This is a genomic window from Rhodococcus sp. 06-235-1A, assembly GCF_002258785.1.
Classification (GTDB): Bacteria; Actinomycetota; Actinomycetes; order Mycobacteriales; family Mycobacteriaceae; genus Rhodococcoides.
The window spans coordinates 547,317-562,642 of sequence record NZ_NOYI01000021.1; the positions used below are offsets into that span (position 1 = coordinate 547,317).

The 15,326-nt window shown below is 64.1% G+C and carries 20 protein-coding genes; 6 read left to right on the forward strand and 14 right to left on the reverse strand.

Annotation, left to right across the window (positions count from 1 at the left end; all coding sequences use genetic code 11):
* Nucleotides 1-97 precede the first annotated feature (97 nt).
* On the reverse strand, nt 98-490 hold the full coding sequence (locus CH275_RS21640; protein WP_143546850.1) for a LuxR C-terminal-related transcriptional regulator: 393 nt from the start codon (nt 488-490) through the stop codon (nt 98-100).
* A gap of 256 nt (nt 491-746) precedes the next feature.
* On the opposite strand from CH275_RS21640, the gene CH275_RS21645 reads away from it, so the two are divergent.
* Nucleotides 747-1,940, forward strand: a complete 1,194-nt coding sequence (locus tag CH275_RS21645) for a TetR family transcriptional regulator (RefSeq protein ID WP_094680251.1) — start codon at nt 747-749, stop codon at nt 1,938-1,940.
* A 19-nt stretch (nt 1,941-1,959) separates the two neighbouring features.
* Here CH275_RS21645 and CH275_RS21650 read toward each other — a convergent pair whose 3' ends face one another.
* The 7 genes from CH275_RS21650 to CH275_RS21680 form a co-directional block, all read right to left on the reverse strand.
* Nucleotides 1,960-3,228, reverse strand: a complete 1,269-nt coding sequence (locus CH275_RS21650; protein WP_094680252.1) for a PP2C family protein-serine/threonine phosphatase — start codon at nt 3,226-3,228, stop codon at nt 1,960-1,962.
* A gap of 16 nt (nt 3,229-3,244) precedes the next feature.
* The gene (locus tag CH275_RS21655) at nt 3,245-3,697 is read right to left on the reverse strand and encodes an ATP-binding protein (RefSeq protein WP_256991150.1); all 453 of its coding nucleotides are present in this window, start codon (nt 3,695-3,697) and stop codon (nt 3,245-3,247) included.
* Between the two features lie 28 nt (nt 3,698-3,725).
* Nucleotides 3,726-4,115 (reverse strand): STAS domain-containing protein, encoded by a 390-nt coding sequence (locus CH275_RS21660; RefSeq protein WP_094680254.1) that lies wholly within the window; start codon nt 4,113-4,115, stop codon nt 3,726-3,728.
* A 31-nt stretch (nt 4,116-4,146) separates the two neighbouring features.
* The gene (locus CH275_RS21665; protein WP_094680255.1) at nt 4,147-4,503 is read right to left on the reverse strand and encodes an STAS domain-containing protein; all 357 of its coding nucleotides are present in this window, start codon (nt 4,501-4,503) and stop codon (nt 4,147-4,149) included.
* 157 nt (nt 4,504-4,660) lie between these two features.
* On the reverse strand, nt 4,661-6,253 hold the full coding sequence (locus CH275_RS21670; RefSeq protein WP_094680256.1) for a phytoene desaturase family protein: 1,593 nt from the start codon (nt 6,251-6,253) through the stop codon (nt 4,661-4,663).
* Nucleotides 6,250-7,569, reverse strand: coding sequence for an APC family permease (locus tag CH275_RS21675; protein ID WP_256991151.1), 1,320 nt, complete (start codon nt 7,567-7,569; stop codon nt 6,250-6,252). Before CH275_RS21675 ends, CH275_RS21670 begins: the two co-directional genes overlap by 4 nt.
* Entirely contained in the window at nt 7,566-8,045 is a 480-nt protein-coding gene (locus CH275_RS21680; RefSeq protein ID WP_179276270.1) for an SRPBCC family protein, read from the reverse strand. Before CH275_RS21680 ends, CH275_RS21675 begins: the two co-directional genes overlap by 4 nt.
* Nucleotides 8,046-8,253: 208 nt before the next feature.
* Here CH275_RS21680 and CH275_RS21685 point away from each other — a divergent pair, with 208 nt between their 5' ends.
* From CH275_RS21685 to CH275_RS21695, 3 genes are all read left to right on the forward strand, one after another.
* A complete protein-coding gene (locus CH275_RS21685; RefSeq protein WP_256991152.1) occupies nt 8,254-8,988 on the forward strand; it encodes a GAF and ANTAR domain-containing protein in 735 nt (244 codons plus the stop codon).
* 66 nt (nt 8,989-9,054) lie between these two features.
* Nucleotides 9,055-9,846: a bifunctional hydroxymethylpyrimidine kinase/phosphomethylpyrimidine kinase gene (gene thiD, locus CH275_RS21690; RefSeq protein WP_094680259.1), complete on the forward strand. Its 792-nt coding sequence runs from the start codon at nt 9,055-9,057 to the stop codon at nt 9,844-9,846.
* Nucleotides 9,847-9,964: 118 nt separating this feature from the next.
* The gene (locus CH275_RS21695) at nt 9,965-10,270 is read left to right on the forward strand and encodes a hypothetical protein (protein ID WP_094680260.1); all 306 of its coding nucleotides are present in this window, start codon (nt 9,965-9,967) and stop codon (nt 10,268-10,270) included.
* A 49-nt stretch (nt 10,271-10,319) separates the two neighbouring features.
* On the opposite strand, the gene CH275_RS21700 is transcribed toward CH275_RS21695, so the two are convergent.
* The 6 genes from CH275_RS21700 to CH275_RS21725 form a co-directional block, all read right to left on the reverse strand.
* Nucleotides 10,320-10,547 (reverse strand): hypothetical protein, encoded by a 228-nt coding sequence (locus tag CH275_RS21700; protein ID WP_094680261.1) that lies wholly within the window; start codon nt 10,545-10,547, stop codon nt 10,320-10,322.
* Entirely contained in the window at nt 10,544-10,804 is a 261-nt protein-coding gene (locus tag CH275_RS21705; protein ID WP_094680262.1) for a lipopolysaccharide assembly protein LapA domain-containing protein, read from the reverse strand. The genes CH275_RS21700 and CH275_RS21705 overlap by 4 nt, the downstream gene beginning before the upstream one ends.
* Nucleotides 10,805-10,896: 92 nt before the next feature.
* A complete protein-coding gene (locus tag CH275_RS21710; protein WP_027495724.1) occupies nt 10,897-11,067 on the reverse strand; it encodes a CsbD family protein in 171 nt (56 codons plus the stop codon).
* Between the two features lie 117 nt (nt 11,068-11,184).
* Nucleotides 11,185-11,991: a transglutaminase-like domain-containing protein gene (locus CH275_RS21715; RefSeq protein WP_094680263.1), complete on the reverse strand. Its 807-nt coding sequence runs from the start codon at nt 11,989-11,991 to the stop codon at nt 11,185-11,187.
* 84 nt (nt 11,992-12,075) lie between these two features.
* Nucleotides 12,076-13,095 carry an LLM class flavin-dependent oxidoreductase gene (locus CH275_RS21720; RefSeq protein ID WP_094680264.1) on the reverse strand — a complete coding sequence of 340 codons (1,020 nt, stop codon included), beginning with the start codon at nt 13,093-13,095 and terminating at the stop codon, nt 12,076-12,078.
* A gap of 81 nt (nt 13,096-13,176) precedes the next feature.
* Nucleotides 13,177-13,758 (reverse strand): TetR/AcrR family transcriptional regulator, encoded by a 582-nt coding sequence (locus CH275_RS21725; RefSeq protein WP_179276271.1) that lies wholly within the window; start codon nt 13,756-13,758, stop codon nt 13,177-13,179.
* Nucleotides 13,759-13,851: 93 nt separating this feature from the next.
* Between CH275_RS21725 and CH275_RS21730 the strand changes: the two genes are divergently transcribed.
* Nucleotides 13,852-14,994 carry an acyl-CoA dehydrogenase family protein gene (locus CH275_RS21730; protein WP_094680265.1) on the forward strand — a complete coding sequence of 381 codons (1,143 nt, stop codon included), beginning with the start codon at nt 13,852-13,854 and terminating at the stop codon, nt 14,992-14,994.
* Between the two features lie 47 nt (nt 14,995-15,041).
* Nucleotides 15,042-15,326: carboxyl transferase domain-containing protein (locus CH275_RS21735; RefSeq protein ID WP_306436961.1), on the forward strand; the 285-nt coding region annotated here is incomplete at its 3' end.

Below are 15,326 nucleotides of genomic sequence, written 5' to 3' on the forward strand. Positions count from 1 at the left end.
ATCGGCATGAGTACATCGTGCGCGTGGAAACCTAACATTCAACACGGCCGTGGAGAGCCCTAATCGGCTACAGAACTGCCGGTAACGGCACCGGTTGTTACAGGTCGTCCAGGGCGACCAGGCCGTCCTGCAGTGCTCTCGCGACGAGCGACGCCTTGGTCGGTGCGGCCCGGCCGACCCCGGCATATTTCACACGAATGCGAGACAAGTGGGTGTTGACGGTGCCCAGTGCGATGTGCAGAACCGCACACACTTCTTGTTTCGAGTCGCAGCGCAACCAGGCACCCAGAACCGCGATTTCACGCGCGGTCAGGCCGGGATCGGCGAACGTGGTGACGGACGGCGTCGGCCGAGGCCTTTCGGCGACCAGTTTCGCGGCCGTCCGGGACCGCATGGCCGACGCACTGCGTCGAGGCGCGAATCCCGGTGCGGGGTGGATCACCGAACCGGGCACTGTTCCGGTCGATACATCCGTGTTCGTTGCTCGCATGGCATCCGACCCCCGTTGTCCGTCTTGGGTGTTTCGAACATCCGACCACGTCGTGAAATATGAAACAACACCATTGGATTCGAGGAAATTCACTCAAGTTTAGGTAGTTCTACAATGCGTTTTACAAATGCATAAAACGAGTGAGGGACGTGCTGATTGATAGAGTCCATTGTCCATCGGATCGAACAGCAGTAGGCGGTTGTAGTTGAGCCCGAAATCCACACCACGAGAACAATTGTTGCGGGCGGGTTCACGCATGCTGACCGATCTCGATATGGCGGTGGTGGCGAGATCGTTGTCCATCGCCGCGGTCGTGAACGAGGCAGGACTGTCGCATCAGACTTTTCACAACGTGTATCCCGGGTCTTCCCGCACCGGGGAGCGCGGCGGCAAGGAAGCGTTCGTGGAAGATCTGCTCGCCCACGTGACGTTGCAGTACTCACCCCCTGGCTGCGGCCCCGATGACCCGTCCCCGGACCTCATGGCCTACTTCGAGCAACTGAGCTCGGGATTGCTGCGCAGGAAGATGATCGGTGCCATGATCGCCTCCGATCACGGCGGAGCCCGTTCCTCGTTGGCACCCGAATTCGATGCCATGGGCAGCGCCGTCGAGGGAGCCGTCCTGGACAGGCTTCGCGCGCTCGGTGGTTCGGTGCGAACACCACTGACGGTCGCCGAACTGTCCACCGTCCTCGTGGCTCTGCTCGACGGGCTTGCCCTTCAGGAGAGCCTCGACCCGGGAACGATGTCCTCGGCGCGAGTGTCCGCGGCCGTCGAGTCGTTACTGGACTGGGCGGTGGACCCGGTGCACTCGGATCGACGGGATCGGACCACAGTGCAGGCAGATGTCCAGCCCTTGCTCGAAGGCCTCGATCATTCACGGGTCGACGTCGAATCAGATGTCATCGCGGCGACCGAGACGCTCTTCGCGAAGCACGGATACTTCTCGGTCACCCTCGCCGATATCGCCGCTGCCTCCGCGGTCACGGTCACCGACCTCAAGCGACTCTTTCCGAGCAAGGTGGACATCATCGTCTCCGCGCTCATCCCCGAGTTCGAGCGGGTTCTCCGGCTCGGTCGTGCGGACGCGCGACTGGAGGTGAAGCCCGTTGTCGCGCTCACTCGTTCGGTGACTCGATTGGCGGAGTTCGTGGCACGCAACCGCGCCATGAGCTCGGGAATGCTCCTTGCACTGAGCTTCGAGCAGTTTCACGAGCCCGGCACCGTGACCACCATCAGGGAACACCTTCCGGTGCCGTCCGCACTCACCCCGATCATCGAGAGCGGTCAGCGCAGCGGCGACTTCGCCACCGACGCATCGGCGAGCGAATTGGCGACGATGCTCGCCAACAACGTCGTGATCAGAGCTGTCACGCGGTCCGCGGAATCACCGGAGGAAGTCACCGACAACGTCTTGAAGGTGTTCCTGTCCGGAATATTGCCTCGTTGATCGCGTTCGGACGTGAGGGCTACTCGTCGACGGATTCGGCGTCGGTGCCCACCGGGGGGACGTCGAAGGCGAGCAGCGCCACGTCGTCCTGAAGTCCGTCGCCGAAAGACGCCAAGAGCACGGTGAGGTCGTCGACGATCTTCGCAGCGGAAGTGGGGCCCTTCTCCGCGACGAAGGACTCGAGGCTCCCGTCGTCGTCGAAGCGAGTTCGTCCGGGACCGACGATGGCCTCGGTCAGGCCGTCGGTGTAGAACGCGATGACGTCACCGGGCTGCAGTGTCACCGACGAAGAGACGAACTGGGGCTCGGACAGGGCACCGACGAGCTGCCCACCGGTGGTGTCGACGAAATCGACTGCAGCGTCGCGCGTTACGCGTATCGCAGGCGGGTGCCCGCCGCTGGCGAGGTGTACCGATGCGCCGTTCGATCGCGGAGTGATGGTGCCGAACACCACCGTGCAGAACCTCGGGTCGTCGCCGTGAAACTCGTGGTGCAGAACGGTGTTGAGGTTTTCCAACACCGAGACCGGGTTGCGGTCGAACACTGCCGCGGCCCGCAAGGTGTACCGAGTCAGAGACGTGACGGCGGCGGCACCGGCACCCTTGCCGCTCACGTCACCGAGAAAGAAGCCCCACGTGTCCTTGTCGAGTGGAAAAACGTCGTAGAAGTCGCCACCGACCTCGTCGATGGACGCGGGGTGATAGTGGGCTGCGACGTTCATGCCGGTGGGAGCGGAGAGGATCGGCGGTAGCAGAGTCCGCTGAAGCGTCGACGCCAAGATCTGAACCTGAGTCCGTTCGGCCTCGGCCAGCTTTCGTGCTTCCTCCGCTTCTCCCAGCGCGTCCTGAGACCTGTCGAGAGCTGCCTCCGCGTCGTCCTGCGCCGCCTCTGCATTCCTTCGGGCGTCGACCAAGTCCTTCTCGCGTACGCGGCGTTCGGTTTCGTTGTGCAGTGTCACGGTGACGGTCATGGCACCCGACTTCGCGCGAAGACTGTTCGCCAGCACCGATACTGCAGTCGCGGACGCACTGCCCGGTCCACCCGTCAGTTGCGCCGTTGCCCCGATCGGCAATTCGGAGTCGGATGCCGCGACGAGCAGGTCCGCCAACACCGGCGCGAACTCGGAGCTGAACAGGTCGCTCACTCGGGTTCCCACAAGAGCGTCGCGGCTGCGAGTGGTGATACGAGCTGCGGCAGCGTTCGCGTACAGGATTCTGCCGCTGCCGACATCGACGGAGAACACTCCGCAGGGCGCGGAGGCGAGTAGTTCGGCAGCCGAAGCGGTCATGTGCAGTCCTTCCGAGTCAGTACGGGCGGTCGGTCGCTTCGGTGTGAACAGCCGCAGCGAGTGGCTTGCTCCACACCGCGGTCACCACCGTGCCGAGACCGGGTCGATGATCGACCGACAGATCGTCGGATACGGCAGCGGCGAGTTGCAGACCGTGACTGCGATTGGTGGTCGGAGTCGGTGGACGCCATGTTCCGGTGTCGGAGATGGTCACGGTCAACGTCTCGTGTTCGTAGGCAGCTGTGATCGTCATCGTTCCGGTCTCGGGTGCCGAGTGATAGGCGTGTTCGACGACGTTGGCGAGAGCTTCGTAGACCCCGAGCACGATGTCGTCCACCAGCGCGCTGTTCACACCGAGTTCGAGAACCCACCTGTGCAGCCGCCGGCGAATGGTGCTCGCCACTGTCGACTCGGCCTGCGCCGTGTGGCTCCAGCGCAACGGTGAGGACCCGGGTACGTCGGCGGTCACGATCGACGACCCGACCGGCATCTGCGGGTCATCGAGCGGTCCCGTCGTCGGACGCCGACGACCGCACGTGGGCCACAGCGTCAGGAACTGTGGTGAACGTGGCCATCACGCGGTCGATACCGCTGAGCTGTACGGGCCGGACCACTACACCGTTCACCGCTACCAATGCCATCCGGGAGGGGTCGGGTAGACGATCGCAGACCCGCACCAGCACGGTGATTGCGCTCGACGACAGGAAGCTCACGTCGGTCAGGTCCACCACGAGACCTCCTGCTGCAGAGTCGGCCGCTGGAAACGCGGTGGCGGACAGTTCGGGAATGGTATCGAGATCCAATTCGCCTCGAACGGTGAGCACGGTCGCCGAGTCGTGCTCGGCCGCCACGATCTCGAACGGTCCTCCGGTCGGGTCCTCTGACATGTCCTCGACGTTACCTGTTATCGAGTCCGATTCACGACCGGAAGTCGTCTACCACCAGCGCGCCTGCGCCGAGCACGTCCAGAACCATGCGCACCGATCGTGCGGGCGCGAGGACAGCGATCTTGCCCGGATGCACGTACGTGGCGTCGATGATCGCGTTGGCTACTCCGGAGTACATGAACGACACCTCCGACAGGTCGACCGTCACATGGTCGGAGGTGAACGCAAGGCGATCGAGGCCGTGGACGAATTCGGCCCGGGTGGACATGTCCAGCTCGCCGAAGGCGCGCAGAGTATTCCTGCCGTCCGGACTCGACACGGTCTCCAGTCGGAAGACGCCCTCGCCGTCGAGAATGGAGCGTTCCATGGTTGCGGTGCTCGTCAGCATGTCCTTACCTCTTCCCCGAAGCGCTCGTTCCGGTCGGTGTACCCGAGGGATGCGAGACGCTGAGTCGTTGTGCTTTCAACAATGTCAGCGCCTCATTGCGGAAGGCTCTGTCGAAGATCTCGAACCGGTAACGAAAAGTCTCGATTCGGTAACGCCGTCATCTGGCGAGGAGTTCTATCAGCGAACTGTTGATCTTCTTCTTCATCCAGCCGCGTACTCCGCGCTGCCCCAGCGCTGCCCGAGCAGCGTTGAGGCCCGGTGCCCCGTGCACCCCGCCGCCGGGGTGCGCCGACGCAGAACCCAGAAACAGTCCTTCGACGGGGGTTTCCGACCGCCCCAGCCCTGGTGTCGGCCGAAATATCAACTGTTGCTGGAGCTGTGCGGTCCCGCCGTTCACCGCTCCGCCGTACAGGTTGTCGTCGGCACCGTGCAGATCGCTCGGCCGTTGCACGACCCGCCCGACGATCGAGTCCAGAAATCCCGGTGCATGAGCATCGAGAACTCTGTCCACGCGGTCGGCCACGGTGTCGGCCGCTTCGTCGTCGACGACGCCTCGCGGCAGATGTGTGTAGGCCCAGGCGCTTTCGGTGCCCTCCGGAGATCTGCTCCGATCGGCCGTGGTCATCTGGCCGAAGAGCATGAACGGGCTCTGCGGGAGAACTCCGGTGGTGAGGTCTGCTGCCCAGTGCACGAGACCGTTGTCGTCCGCTCCCAGGTGAACCGTGCCCGCGTCGGCCAAAGATGGTGAATTCCAGGGAATTCGGCGATCGAGGGCATAATTCACCTTGACCACGGGGGTATCCCACTCGAAGGTGCGCAGGTCGTCGTGGACGCGACGCGGAACGGAGTCGAACGGAAGCAGAGAGCCGTACAGCGCCGGTGCCGACACGTCGGCCACGATGGCTCGGCGTGCACGGAACGTGTCTCCGGCCGCGGTGTGCACCGCGCGAGCGCGGCCGCCGCGTACGTCGATGGACTCGACCGACTGCCCGCACTCGACCCGAGCGCCGGACGCAGCCCCCCGGCGAATCAGAGCAGCGGTCAATGCAGACGAGCCCCCGACCGGGGCTGGATAGCCGACGTCCTGGGCGAGCATCGTGAGCAGGTACCCCATCATTCCGCTCACGGGGGCGTCGGTGGGCACGTCACCGTGCATGGCATTGCCCAGCAGCAGGCAACGCGCTGCCTCGCTGTGGAACAGCTCGTGTGCCATCACCCGGGCGGGGAGGGCCGCGAATCGCGCGAAACGCAGTGTCTCGGCCACCCCGAGGACGCGCACCAGCCGGGCCGCGGGTGACACGGGCGGAAACGGCCCGAACAGCGAATCGAGGAGCGGCTTGCGAATGCGTTCCCACTGCTCGAACAGTCGCAGCCAGGTCTCGCCGTCTCGCGCGTCGTGTTGGGACAACAGCGCGGCGGTGGCGTCGACGTCGTGATGTACGACCGGGGCGTCGGTGTCCTGCGCCGATCGCGCGTGGCCGTACACCGCGGGGGAGTGCGACCACTGCAGGCCGTGTCGCTCGAGCTCCAGCGCCGTCATGGCGGGCGACGCCAGCGCCATCGGATAGAAGGCGCTGAAGAGGTCGCTGGTGAAACCGGGAACCAACTCTGTACTGCGCACAGCGCCGCCGGGGTGTTCGGCGGCTTCGAGAACCACGACGTCCCAGCCGGCGTCTGCCATTGCTGCGGCCGCCACCAATCCGTTGTGGCCGCTGCCGATCACGACCGCATCGACCTCGGTGGTCGTCATCGTGAGGTACTCCTTTGCTCGATCGTAGTCTTCCTGGTCAGCACAGTACCGACGAAGTACAGCGCGACTCCGACAGCGAGGAGCAGCCCGGCACGAAGCCACGTCGCTCCCGACTGCTGGGTGAGCAGAACCGCGCAGGTGATCAGCGCCAAGATGGGAAGTGCTGTGGGCGTTCGGAAGTGGTCGGTGTCTGCGTTGTCGTGGCGAAGTACCAGTACGGCGACATTGGTGCTGATGAAGACGAACAGCAGGAGCAGTACGACTGTCTCCGCAAGCGCAGAGACAGAACCGGTGCTGCACAACACCATCGCGACCACCGTGGTGGCGACGATCGCCGCCCACGGAGTCCTGCGGCCCGGCAGAACCTTGGCCAGCGCTCCGGGGAGCAGACCGTCGCGCGCCATCCCGAAGGTCAGTCGTGACGCCATGATCATCGTCAGCAGTGCGCCGTTGGCGACCGCTACCAGTGCGACGAGGCTGAAGACCCACGGCGGAATGCCTGCATCGGCAGCGGCGACGACCTCGAGCAGCGGACCGGTCGATTGCGACAGGGTGTCGGCGGGCACGACGGTGGACACTGCGAGACCGACGAGCACGTAGACCACCCCGGCCACGGTGACGGCACCGAGAAGCGCTCGCGGATAGACCCGGCGCACGTCCTCGACTTCTTCGGCGATGTTGGCCGACGTCTCGAATCCCACGAACGAATAGAACGCGAGCAGAGCCGCGCCGAGCACTGCGAGCGTCGGAGTTGTCCGGTCGGTGAATTCGAGGACCCGAGACGGCACACCGTCACCGCGGCCCAGGACGAGGCCCGCGAGCGCAATGATGACGACGAGCCCGGACACCTCGACGACCGTCATGACGAGGTTGGCCCGGAGAGACTCGGTGATTCCGCGTGCGTTGAGCAACCCGACCAGCAGTAGGAAGACCACCGCGGCTGGCACGGCGGGCACGTCGAGGAACACACCCAGGTAGTCGCCCGAGAACGCGAGCGCCAATCCGGCTGCGCTGGTGACGCCGGCGGCGAGCATGGAGAAGCCCACCAGAAAAGACACGAGCGGTCTTCCGTAGGCCCGTTGCGCGAACACGGCCGCGCCGCCTGCCCGTGGGTACTTGGTGACGAGCTCTGCGTACGACGCAGCGGTCAGCAGTGCCATCAGCAGGGCGACGAGCATGGGAAGCCAGATGGCTCCGCCGACCTCGCCCGCGATCTCGCCGACGAGAGCGTAGATTCCGGCACCGAGCACATCGCCGAGAATGAACACGAACAGCATTTTTCCCGAGACTGCTTGTCGCAGTGGGGACTTGCTCACGGAGTCGTGGAGCGCTCTGCGAGCAGGGCGAGCCGACGGAGCGCCTCGGCGTTGCGCGGATGCGCCAACAGATGCTGAATCCGGTTCGGCACCAGGTCGAATGGCGGCGTGATCGCATGCTCGATGATCTCGATGCGGCAACCGGTGGCAATCGGGTGCAGCCGCACCGTGATCGACGCCTTGCCGAAGGGCAACGCTCGGGCCTCGAGCCGGATTTCGCGGTCGACGTGAGTTCCCACCGAACGTGTGACGTCGCTCAGGACGGCGGGCCAGGCACCCACAGAGTGGTGGATGGCGGATCCTGCGGCGGGCCAGGTGTTGTCGACTGCGCGAATTCGGGACGCACCGACCACCCAGGTGGCGTACGTCCATCCGTTCGCGAGAACGTTCCACACTTCCTCACAGCTGGCTGTGGTGTCTCTGCTCGTGGGCACGATTCGGCCTCCGGAATCTCTAGTGATGTTGCGTGAGCGCATGATCGGTGCTCGCCGATACTCCGGGGCTGGAAGTGGGGCACTCGCGGTGTGGCGATCGCACGGAAAACGATCCGAGACAGTCGTATGCCCCGAAACGGCCCACCTCAATCGCCGAGGCGGATCGTCGGGGCGGATCGTCGGGACAGCCGCGCCATCGCGTCGATGTGAGAAGGTACGAACAGGACACATGCGGGCGAAAGGGGCAGACGTGGAACAGGTCGACATCTACGAACGAATTTCGCAGATGGCTCTCACTGCGCACGGCACCGTTGCGCTGGGTTCGTTGACGCAGCAGCAGGTGCTCGAGGAGGTCACGGCAGCCGCCGTGCGATTGCTCGACGGGGTGGACCATGCGGGGGTCACCTTGGTCCGACGAACAAGCAAGGGGCGACGCCCGGAGTACCTGGAATCGACGGCTTCCACCGGAGATGCTCCTCCCACGTTCGACGCATTGCAGCACGAGCATGGTCAGGGCCCGTGTTTCGAGGCCATCTGGACTCATCAGACGGTTCGGATCGAGGATGTCGAAACAGAGGACCGGTGGCCCCGTCTGACTCGTGCGGTTGTCGAGCAGACACCGGTTCGCTCGGTTCTGTCCATCCAGCTCTACACCGACGGACAAGAACTCGGTGCGCTCAATCTGCTCGCCGAGGGTGCCGGGCGGTTCGATCCCGACACCGAGGACTCGGCCCTGAACCTGGCCACCCACGCGGCTATCGCGCTGTCGAGCGCTCGTCGTGGTGAGCAGTTTCGCAGCGCCCTGGCCTCGCGAGATCGAATCGGTCAGGCCAAGGGAATCATCATGGAGCGCTTCGACGTCGATGCCATCCGCGCCTTCGACATGCTCGGTGCGCTGTCGCAGGAAATGAACGTGCCGGTATCGACATTGGCGGCGCAGCTGATCAGCCGTGATCACCCGACCAAGCCCGATCTGCCGAGCTGACCCTCCGCCCCGCCGGCTGCGCGACCACCTGATTTCAGGCCGACCGGTACTTGTCATACTGAGGTCATGTCGACAATCGCGTACGTGATCGCAGGATCGGAAGCCACCGGTGGAGCCGGTCTGCAGGCAGACCTCAAGACATTCGAGCGCTTGGGGGTCTACGGGGTCGGCACCATCACGTGCATCGTCTCGTTCGATCCGAAGTCCGACTGGGGTCACCGTTTCGTTCCCGTCGACAGCTCGGTCATCGCCGATCAGATCGAAGTTGCCACTGCCGCACACGATCTCGATGTCGTCAAGATCGGTATGCTCGGCACACCCACCACCGTCGAAACGGTGGCGAATTCGCTCCGTCTGCAGCCGTGGCGGCATGTGGTGGTCGATCCGGTGTTGATCTGCAAAGGTCAGGAGCCGGGCTCGGCGCTCGACACCGACAATGCCCTTCGTCGCGAGATTCTGCCGTTGGCCACCGTACTGACCCCCAATCTGTTCGAGGCGCAGACGCTGTCCGGAATGGACGCCATCGACACTGTCGACGACCTCGGTGAGGCCGCGAAGAGAATTGCCGAACTCGGACCTCGCTTCGTCGTGGTCAAGGGTGGTGCCGGGTTGCCCGGCGACGACGCCGTCGACGTCGTCTACGACGGGTCCGAACTGACCGTGTTGCGCGCCCCCAAAATCGGCGACGAGCGGGTCTCGGGAGCGGGATGCGTCTTCGCGGCGGCCATCACCGCCGAGCTTGCCAAGGGTGCGGACGTGCTCGATGCGGTGGCAACCGCCAAGGACTTCGCGCACGCAGGCATTGTCGGCCGACTGACGAGCCACGCTCCGTTCGCTGCTGTGAGTTGGCACGACTGAGCCGACGGCCGCATGTTTGTGGACGGCGGGTTCCGGGAAGTGCGAAGTGCAGGCGGCGAACGCTCCCCAGGACCGGCTTGCGGTCAGTGGCCGTCGCACATCACCTCGAGAGGTCTGCATGGCGCACGAGAACACGAGCGATTCCGACGCCGGTGCACGTGACGACGATCGGACGACCCGCGGCCACGCGGGTGAAGCGATCGTCGACACGCGAAACTGGCCCGGATACATCTGCATCGGAGTGGCATTGGTGAGTCTCGGGCTCACCCTCACCGCGGCTGGCTATGGCTTCACCGGATGGGTGTGGATCGGGGCGATTGCCGCGCCGGTTCTTCTCGTGGCCGGAATTGCCCTTGTCCTACTGGAACGCAAACGCGTCAAGGCTCAGGAAGGTAAGTCGCTGACCGACCCGGCGGGGCATTGATGGCCGCCGGGTAGGCCGTTACCACCGGTCGACGTACTCGTCGACCGGCCTAGCGGACTGCCTGCCGGGACCTGCGGTCCTTCTTGCCCTGGGACTTGTCGGCTCGCCGTTGCGCGAATCGGCCGGCCGACTTCAAGCCCTTCGACACGACATTGTCTTTCCCCGTTCGCTGTTCGAGGCTTTGACCGGCGAAGGCCAACAACCGCGCGAGGACGGGAAGTCCGATCGCGACGATGAGGTAGCGGTACAGGTACTTGCGCGCGAGCAAGGGGATCATCGGACTGCGCGTCGAACCTTGAGCGCAGCGGTCGCGGTCAGCGTGATGACGGCTCCGACGACTGCTGCGCCGAGCAGGGAGACGCCCTGGCCGAGATCGAAGTTCCAGCCCAGGAAGTTGATGGTGGTGTGCACGGTGTTCTGCAGCACGAAGATCACCAGTGCTGCCACGAGGACCAGCGTGATGAGTAGGGCAAACTTCGAGGCGAATCCGCCGCGACGCTTGGTGGTCTTGGTCGTGTCGGTCGATGTGGTCATGAGGGGAATCCGTTCTCCGAGTGTGAATTGGGTGGAGTGAAAGGCGAGTGCCGCCGATCATCGAGATCGGCGGCACTCGATGAACTGGTGGGTTACTTGAAGGTGTCCTTGATGTTCTCGCCGACCTTCTTCACGCCTGCCGAACCCTGATCCTTCTTGCCTTCGGCCTCGAGGTCCTTGTTGTTCGTGGCGTCGCCGACAACTTCCTTCGCCTTGCCGATGGCGTCTTCTGCTGCGTTCTTGGCCTTGTCGATGAAGCTCATGATGTTGCCCTTTCAGGTGGCTGTGATTGTTGGTAACGGATACTTAGTCGGTTTCCGCGACCGAAAACAAACGCCGCTGTGATGTAGATCACATGACCGCGGCGTTCGGTCGGAGGATCAGGTGAGGGAGACCAGCTCGGTGATGTCGTCATGGGGAAGCTCGCCGTCGACCACGGCTGTGACCACGGAACTGTTCAGTGTGATGGCACCCTTGTGGTTGTCCAGGAATGCGGTGTCGGCGGCGTCGCGGCCTACCGAGATCCGGACCAGCGTCGAGCGAGGTGCGAGGCACGTGGCATCGACGACGCGCCACTGACCGCCCACGAATGCTTCGGCGACAGCGTGGAAGTCCATCGGATCGCAGCCGGGTGCGTAGACCGCGACGAGCCGGGCCGGAACGTTGACTGCGCGCAGCATGGCGACAACCAAGTGCGAGTAGTCCCGGCAGACGCCCTGGCCGGCGAGCAGCGTGTCGACGGCTCCGTCGATCGGATCACTGCTTCCTGGAACGTAACTCAGGCGAGCACCGACCCACGCGGAAATCTTGGCCAGCAGTTCCTCGGAGTCTGCGTAGTCGCCGAATTCGGTTGCAGCGAAACCGTAGAACTTGTCGGCCTCGGCGTAGCGGCTCGGCCGAAGGTAGAGCGACATGTCGTAGTCGGTGACCGGTGCCGGGGTGGTGTTGCCGAGAATGGTGGCGTCGTACGAGACCTGCAGATTGCCTACATCGGCGGGCATGACGTGAATGCGGTTGCCGTGCGGTCCGCTCACTTCCTTGGCCTCGATGGGGTTACCGTCGAGGACGAAGGACAGGGACTCGGTGACGGTCGTGCCCGGGTGTGGCGCGATCGCGATCTGGAATTCGAGCGTGGTGGCGGCGGTGATGTCTACATCGAGGCGCGCGGATACGTCGCGTTTGAGCACGGAAACTCCTGGCAGGTGGTGGTGGGTGAACGTGCAGCCAGTACCCACGTTCACCGAACCCAAACGCCACCGCTCACCAGGTGATCAACGCCACCCCAGCGCGGGAGCGACGTCGCGCAACAGAGTCTCCAGTACGTGCGCGCAGTAGTCGACGCCCAGCTGATTGGGGACGGTGAGCAGCAGGGTGTCCGCTGCCGCAATAGCCTCGTCCGCAGCGAGTTCTTCGATCAGCCGATCGGGCTCACCCGCGTATGTCTTGCCGAATCGAGCTTTGCCGCCGTCGAGGTAGCCGACTTGATCGTCGCCGGTGCCCTCCCGGCCGAAATAGGCACGATCGAGATCACTCACGATGGGAAAGATGCTGCGGCTCACCGACGTTCGCGGCGCAAAGTCGTGACCGGCATCGCTCCACGTCTTGTGGAACCGTTCGATCTGCTCGGCCTGCAACTGATGGAACGGCACTCCGGTGTCTTCGCTCAGCAGCGTCGAGCTCATGAGGTTCATGCCCTGGCGCGCGGTCCACTCGGCGGTCTCGCGCGTGCCGGCACCCCACCAGATGCGCTGACGCAGACCGGCGGAGTGCGGTTCGAGGCGCAGCAAACCGGGTGGGTTGGGGAACATGGGCCTTGGATTCGGCTGTGCGAAGCCTTTGCCTTCGAGAAGGTCGAGGTAGATACGGGTGTGTTCACGGGCCATGTCGGCATGATCCGAGCCCTCGGCGGGTGCATAGCCGAAATAGCGGTAGCCCTCGATGACCTGCTCGGGCGATCCTCTACTGATCCCGAGCTGCAGCCGCCCGCCGGAGATGAGGTCCGCAGAGCCCGAGTCCTCGGCCATGTAGAACGGATTCTCGTAGCGCATGTCGATGACGCCGGTACCGATCTCGATGGTGCTCGTTCGAGCGCCGACGGCAGCGAGCAGTGGAAACGGCGACGCGAGCTGGTTGGCGAAGTGGTGGACGCGGTAGTACGCGCCGTCGGCACCCAGTTCCTCGGCTGCGACCGCCAGGTCGATGGACTGCAGCAACACGTCCGACGCGGACCTCGTCTGCGACTGTGGGGACGGTGACCAGTGTCCGAAGGACAGGAATCCGATCTTCTTCATCACGCGCTCTCTCGTTGAAGGATCAACTATATTCACAGTACTTCAGCGCGTGGCGGGATGAATTCATTCCCTACGCCGCGGCTACGCGCCGATGCCCGCCGTCAGCAGTTTCGCCAGTTCGAGGTAGGCGTCGCCGTCGCTGAGTCCCGTCAAGCGAAACACCTCGCGAGTCTGGATTCGAACCATCACCGACGAGGCGACATCGCCGACGAAGGCGGCGTGTACATCGCGCACTTCACCGCTTGCCACGCCTTCGCTGATCAATTCCTGAACACGCCGGGCGGCGATAGCCGTGTTGCGCTCGTACACCGAACGAGCAGATTCGAGCGATGCGAGGTCGGTCATGAACTGTTCGGATGCCGATTCGAGGGCTGCACCTACTGCGGTGAGATACGTGGTGATGCGATTGCGGGTGCCGTCCACCTCGGCGACTGCATTCTCCACCTGGATGGTCATGGACTTGAAGTAGTGGACGGTGGCTCCGCCGACGAGCTGATCCTTGCTGGACGCAAGGGTGTAGAGGGTGGACTTGGAGCAGCGAAGCCGGGCCGCGATGGTGTCGAGGGTCAGGTGTGCGAAGCCCTCTGCCAGAAACAGGCTCACGAGCTGGTCGAAGAGTTCGGAACGGCGCGCCGTGGCATGCGAGGTCACGGGTGCGTTCACATCAAGGATGGTACTGCATCGACTTGTGCAGTACTGTGCATCAGTACTGCGGATCATTCGGCAGTACTGATTCGATAGCCCCGGAGGTTTCACGTGCCCGTCGACCGTCTGTTGCCCACGTCCGAAGCGCGTGACCTCATCGCGCTGACCCGCGATGTGGCCGACAAGGTGCTCGACCCGATCGTCGACGAACACGAACGCAACGAGTCCTACCCGGACGGGGTGTTCGCCACCCTCGGCGAAGCGGGTCTGCTGAGCCTGCCGTACGCCGAGGAATGGGGCGGTGGCGGTCAACCGTACGAGGTCTACCTCCAGGTTCTCGAGGAGTTGGCGTCGCGCTGGGCCGCCGTTGCAGTCGCGGTGAGCGTGCACGGTTTGGCCTGCTATCCCGTGATGGCGTTCGGTACCGATCAGCAGAAGGCAGACAAGCTCCCGGGCATGCTCGGTGGTGCACAGATCGGCGCGTACTCGCTGTCCGAAGCGCAGGCCGGCTCCGACGCTGCGGCGCTCGTGTGCAAGGCCGCCCCGACCGACGGCGGCTACACCGTGAACGGATCGAAGGCCTGGATCACCCATGGCGGAGTGGCCGACTTCTACAACCTCTTCGCTCGCACCGGAGAAGGCTCCAAGGGCATCTCGTGCTTCCTCGTCCCGAACGGAACCGACGGCCTGAGCTTCGGCAAGCCCGAGGAGAAGATGGGACTGCACGCGATCCCGACGACCTCAGCGCACTACGACAACGTGCACGTCCCCACCGAATGGCGAATCGGTGCGGAGGGGCAGGGGCTCCAGATCGCCTTCAGTGCTCTCGATGCAGGACGGCTCGGAATTGCCGCTGTCGCAGTGGGAATCGCCCAGGCTGCACTCGACGACGCAGTGAAATACGCCCAGGAGCGTACGGCGTTCGGTAAGAAGATCATCGACCACCAGGGTCTGGGCTTCGTGTTGGCGGACATGGCGGCGGCGGTCGATTCAGCCCGTGCCACCTACCTCGATGCGGCCCGTCGGCGTGACGCCGGACTTCCGTACTCGCGCAACGCGTCCGTGGCCAAGCTGATCGCGACCGATGCGGCCATGAAGGTGACCACCGATGCGGTGCAGGTGTTCGGTGGTTACGGGTACACCCGGGATTTCCGCGTCGAGCGATACATGCGCGACGCCAAGATCACCCAGATCTTCGAGGGCACCAATCAGATTCAGCGTCTCGTCATCGCGCGATCACTCGCGACGAGCTGACAATCTCCACTCGATATTTCCGCACAGAGAACTCAGGGGACATCTGCATGACCACGACCGAACCCGATATCCATACCACTGCGGGTAAGTTGGCCGATCTTCGTAAACGTCTCGCGGTTGCGGAGATTCCCTCGGGTGAGGCGGCGGTGGAGAAGGTCCACGCGAAGGGCAAGTTGACCGCGCGGGAGCGGATCACCGCGTTGCTCGACGAGGGCTCGTTCGTCGAACTCGATGCGTTGGCGCGGCACCGGTCGCAGAATTTCGGGTTGGGTGAGAACCGCCCGTTCGGTGACGGTGTCGTCACCGGTTACGGCACGGTCGATGGCCGTGAT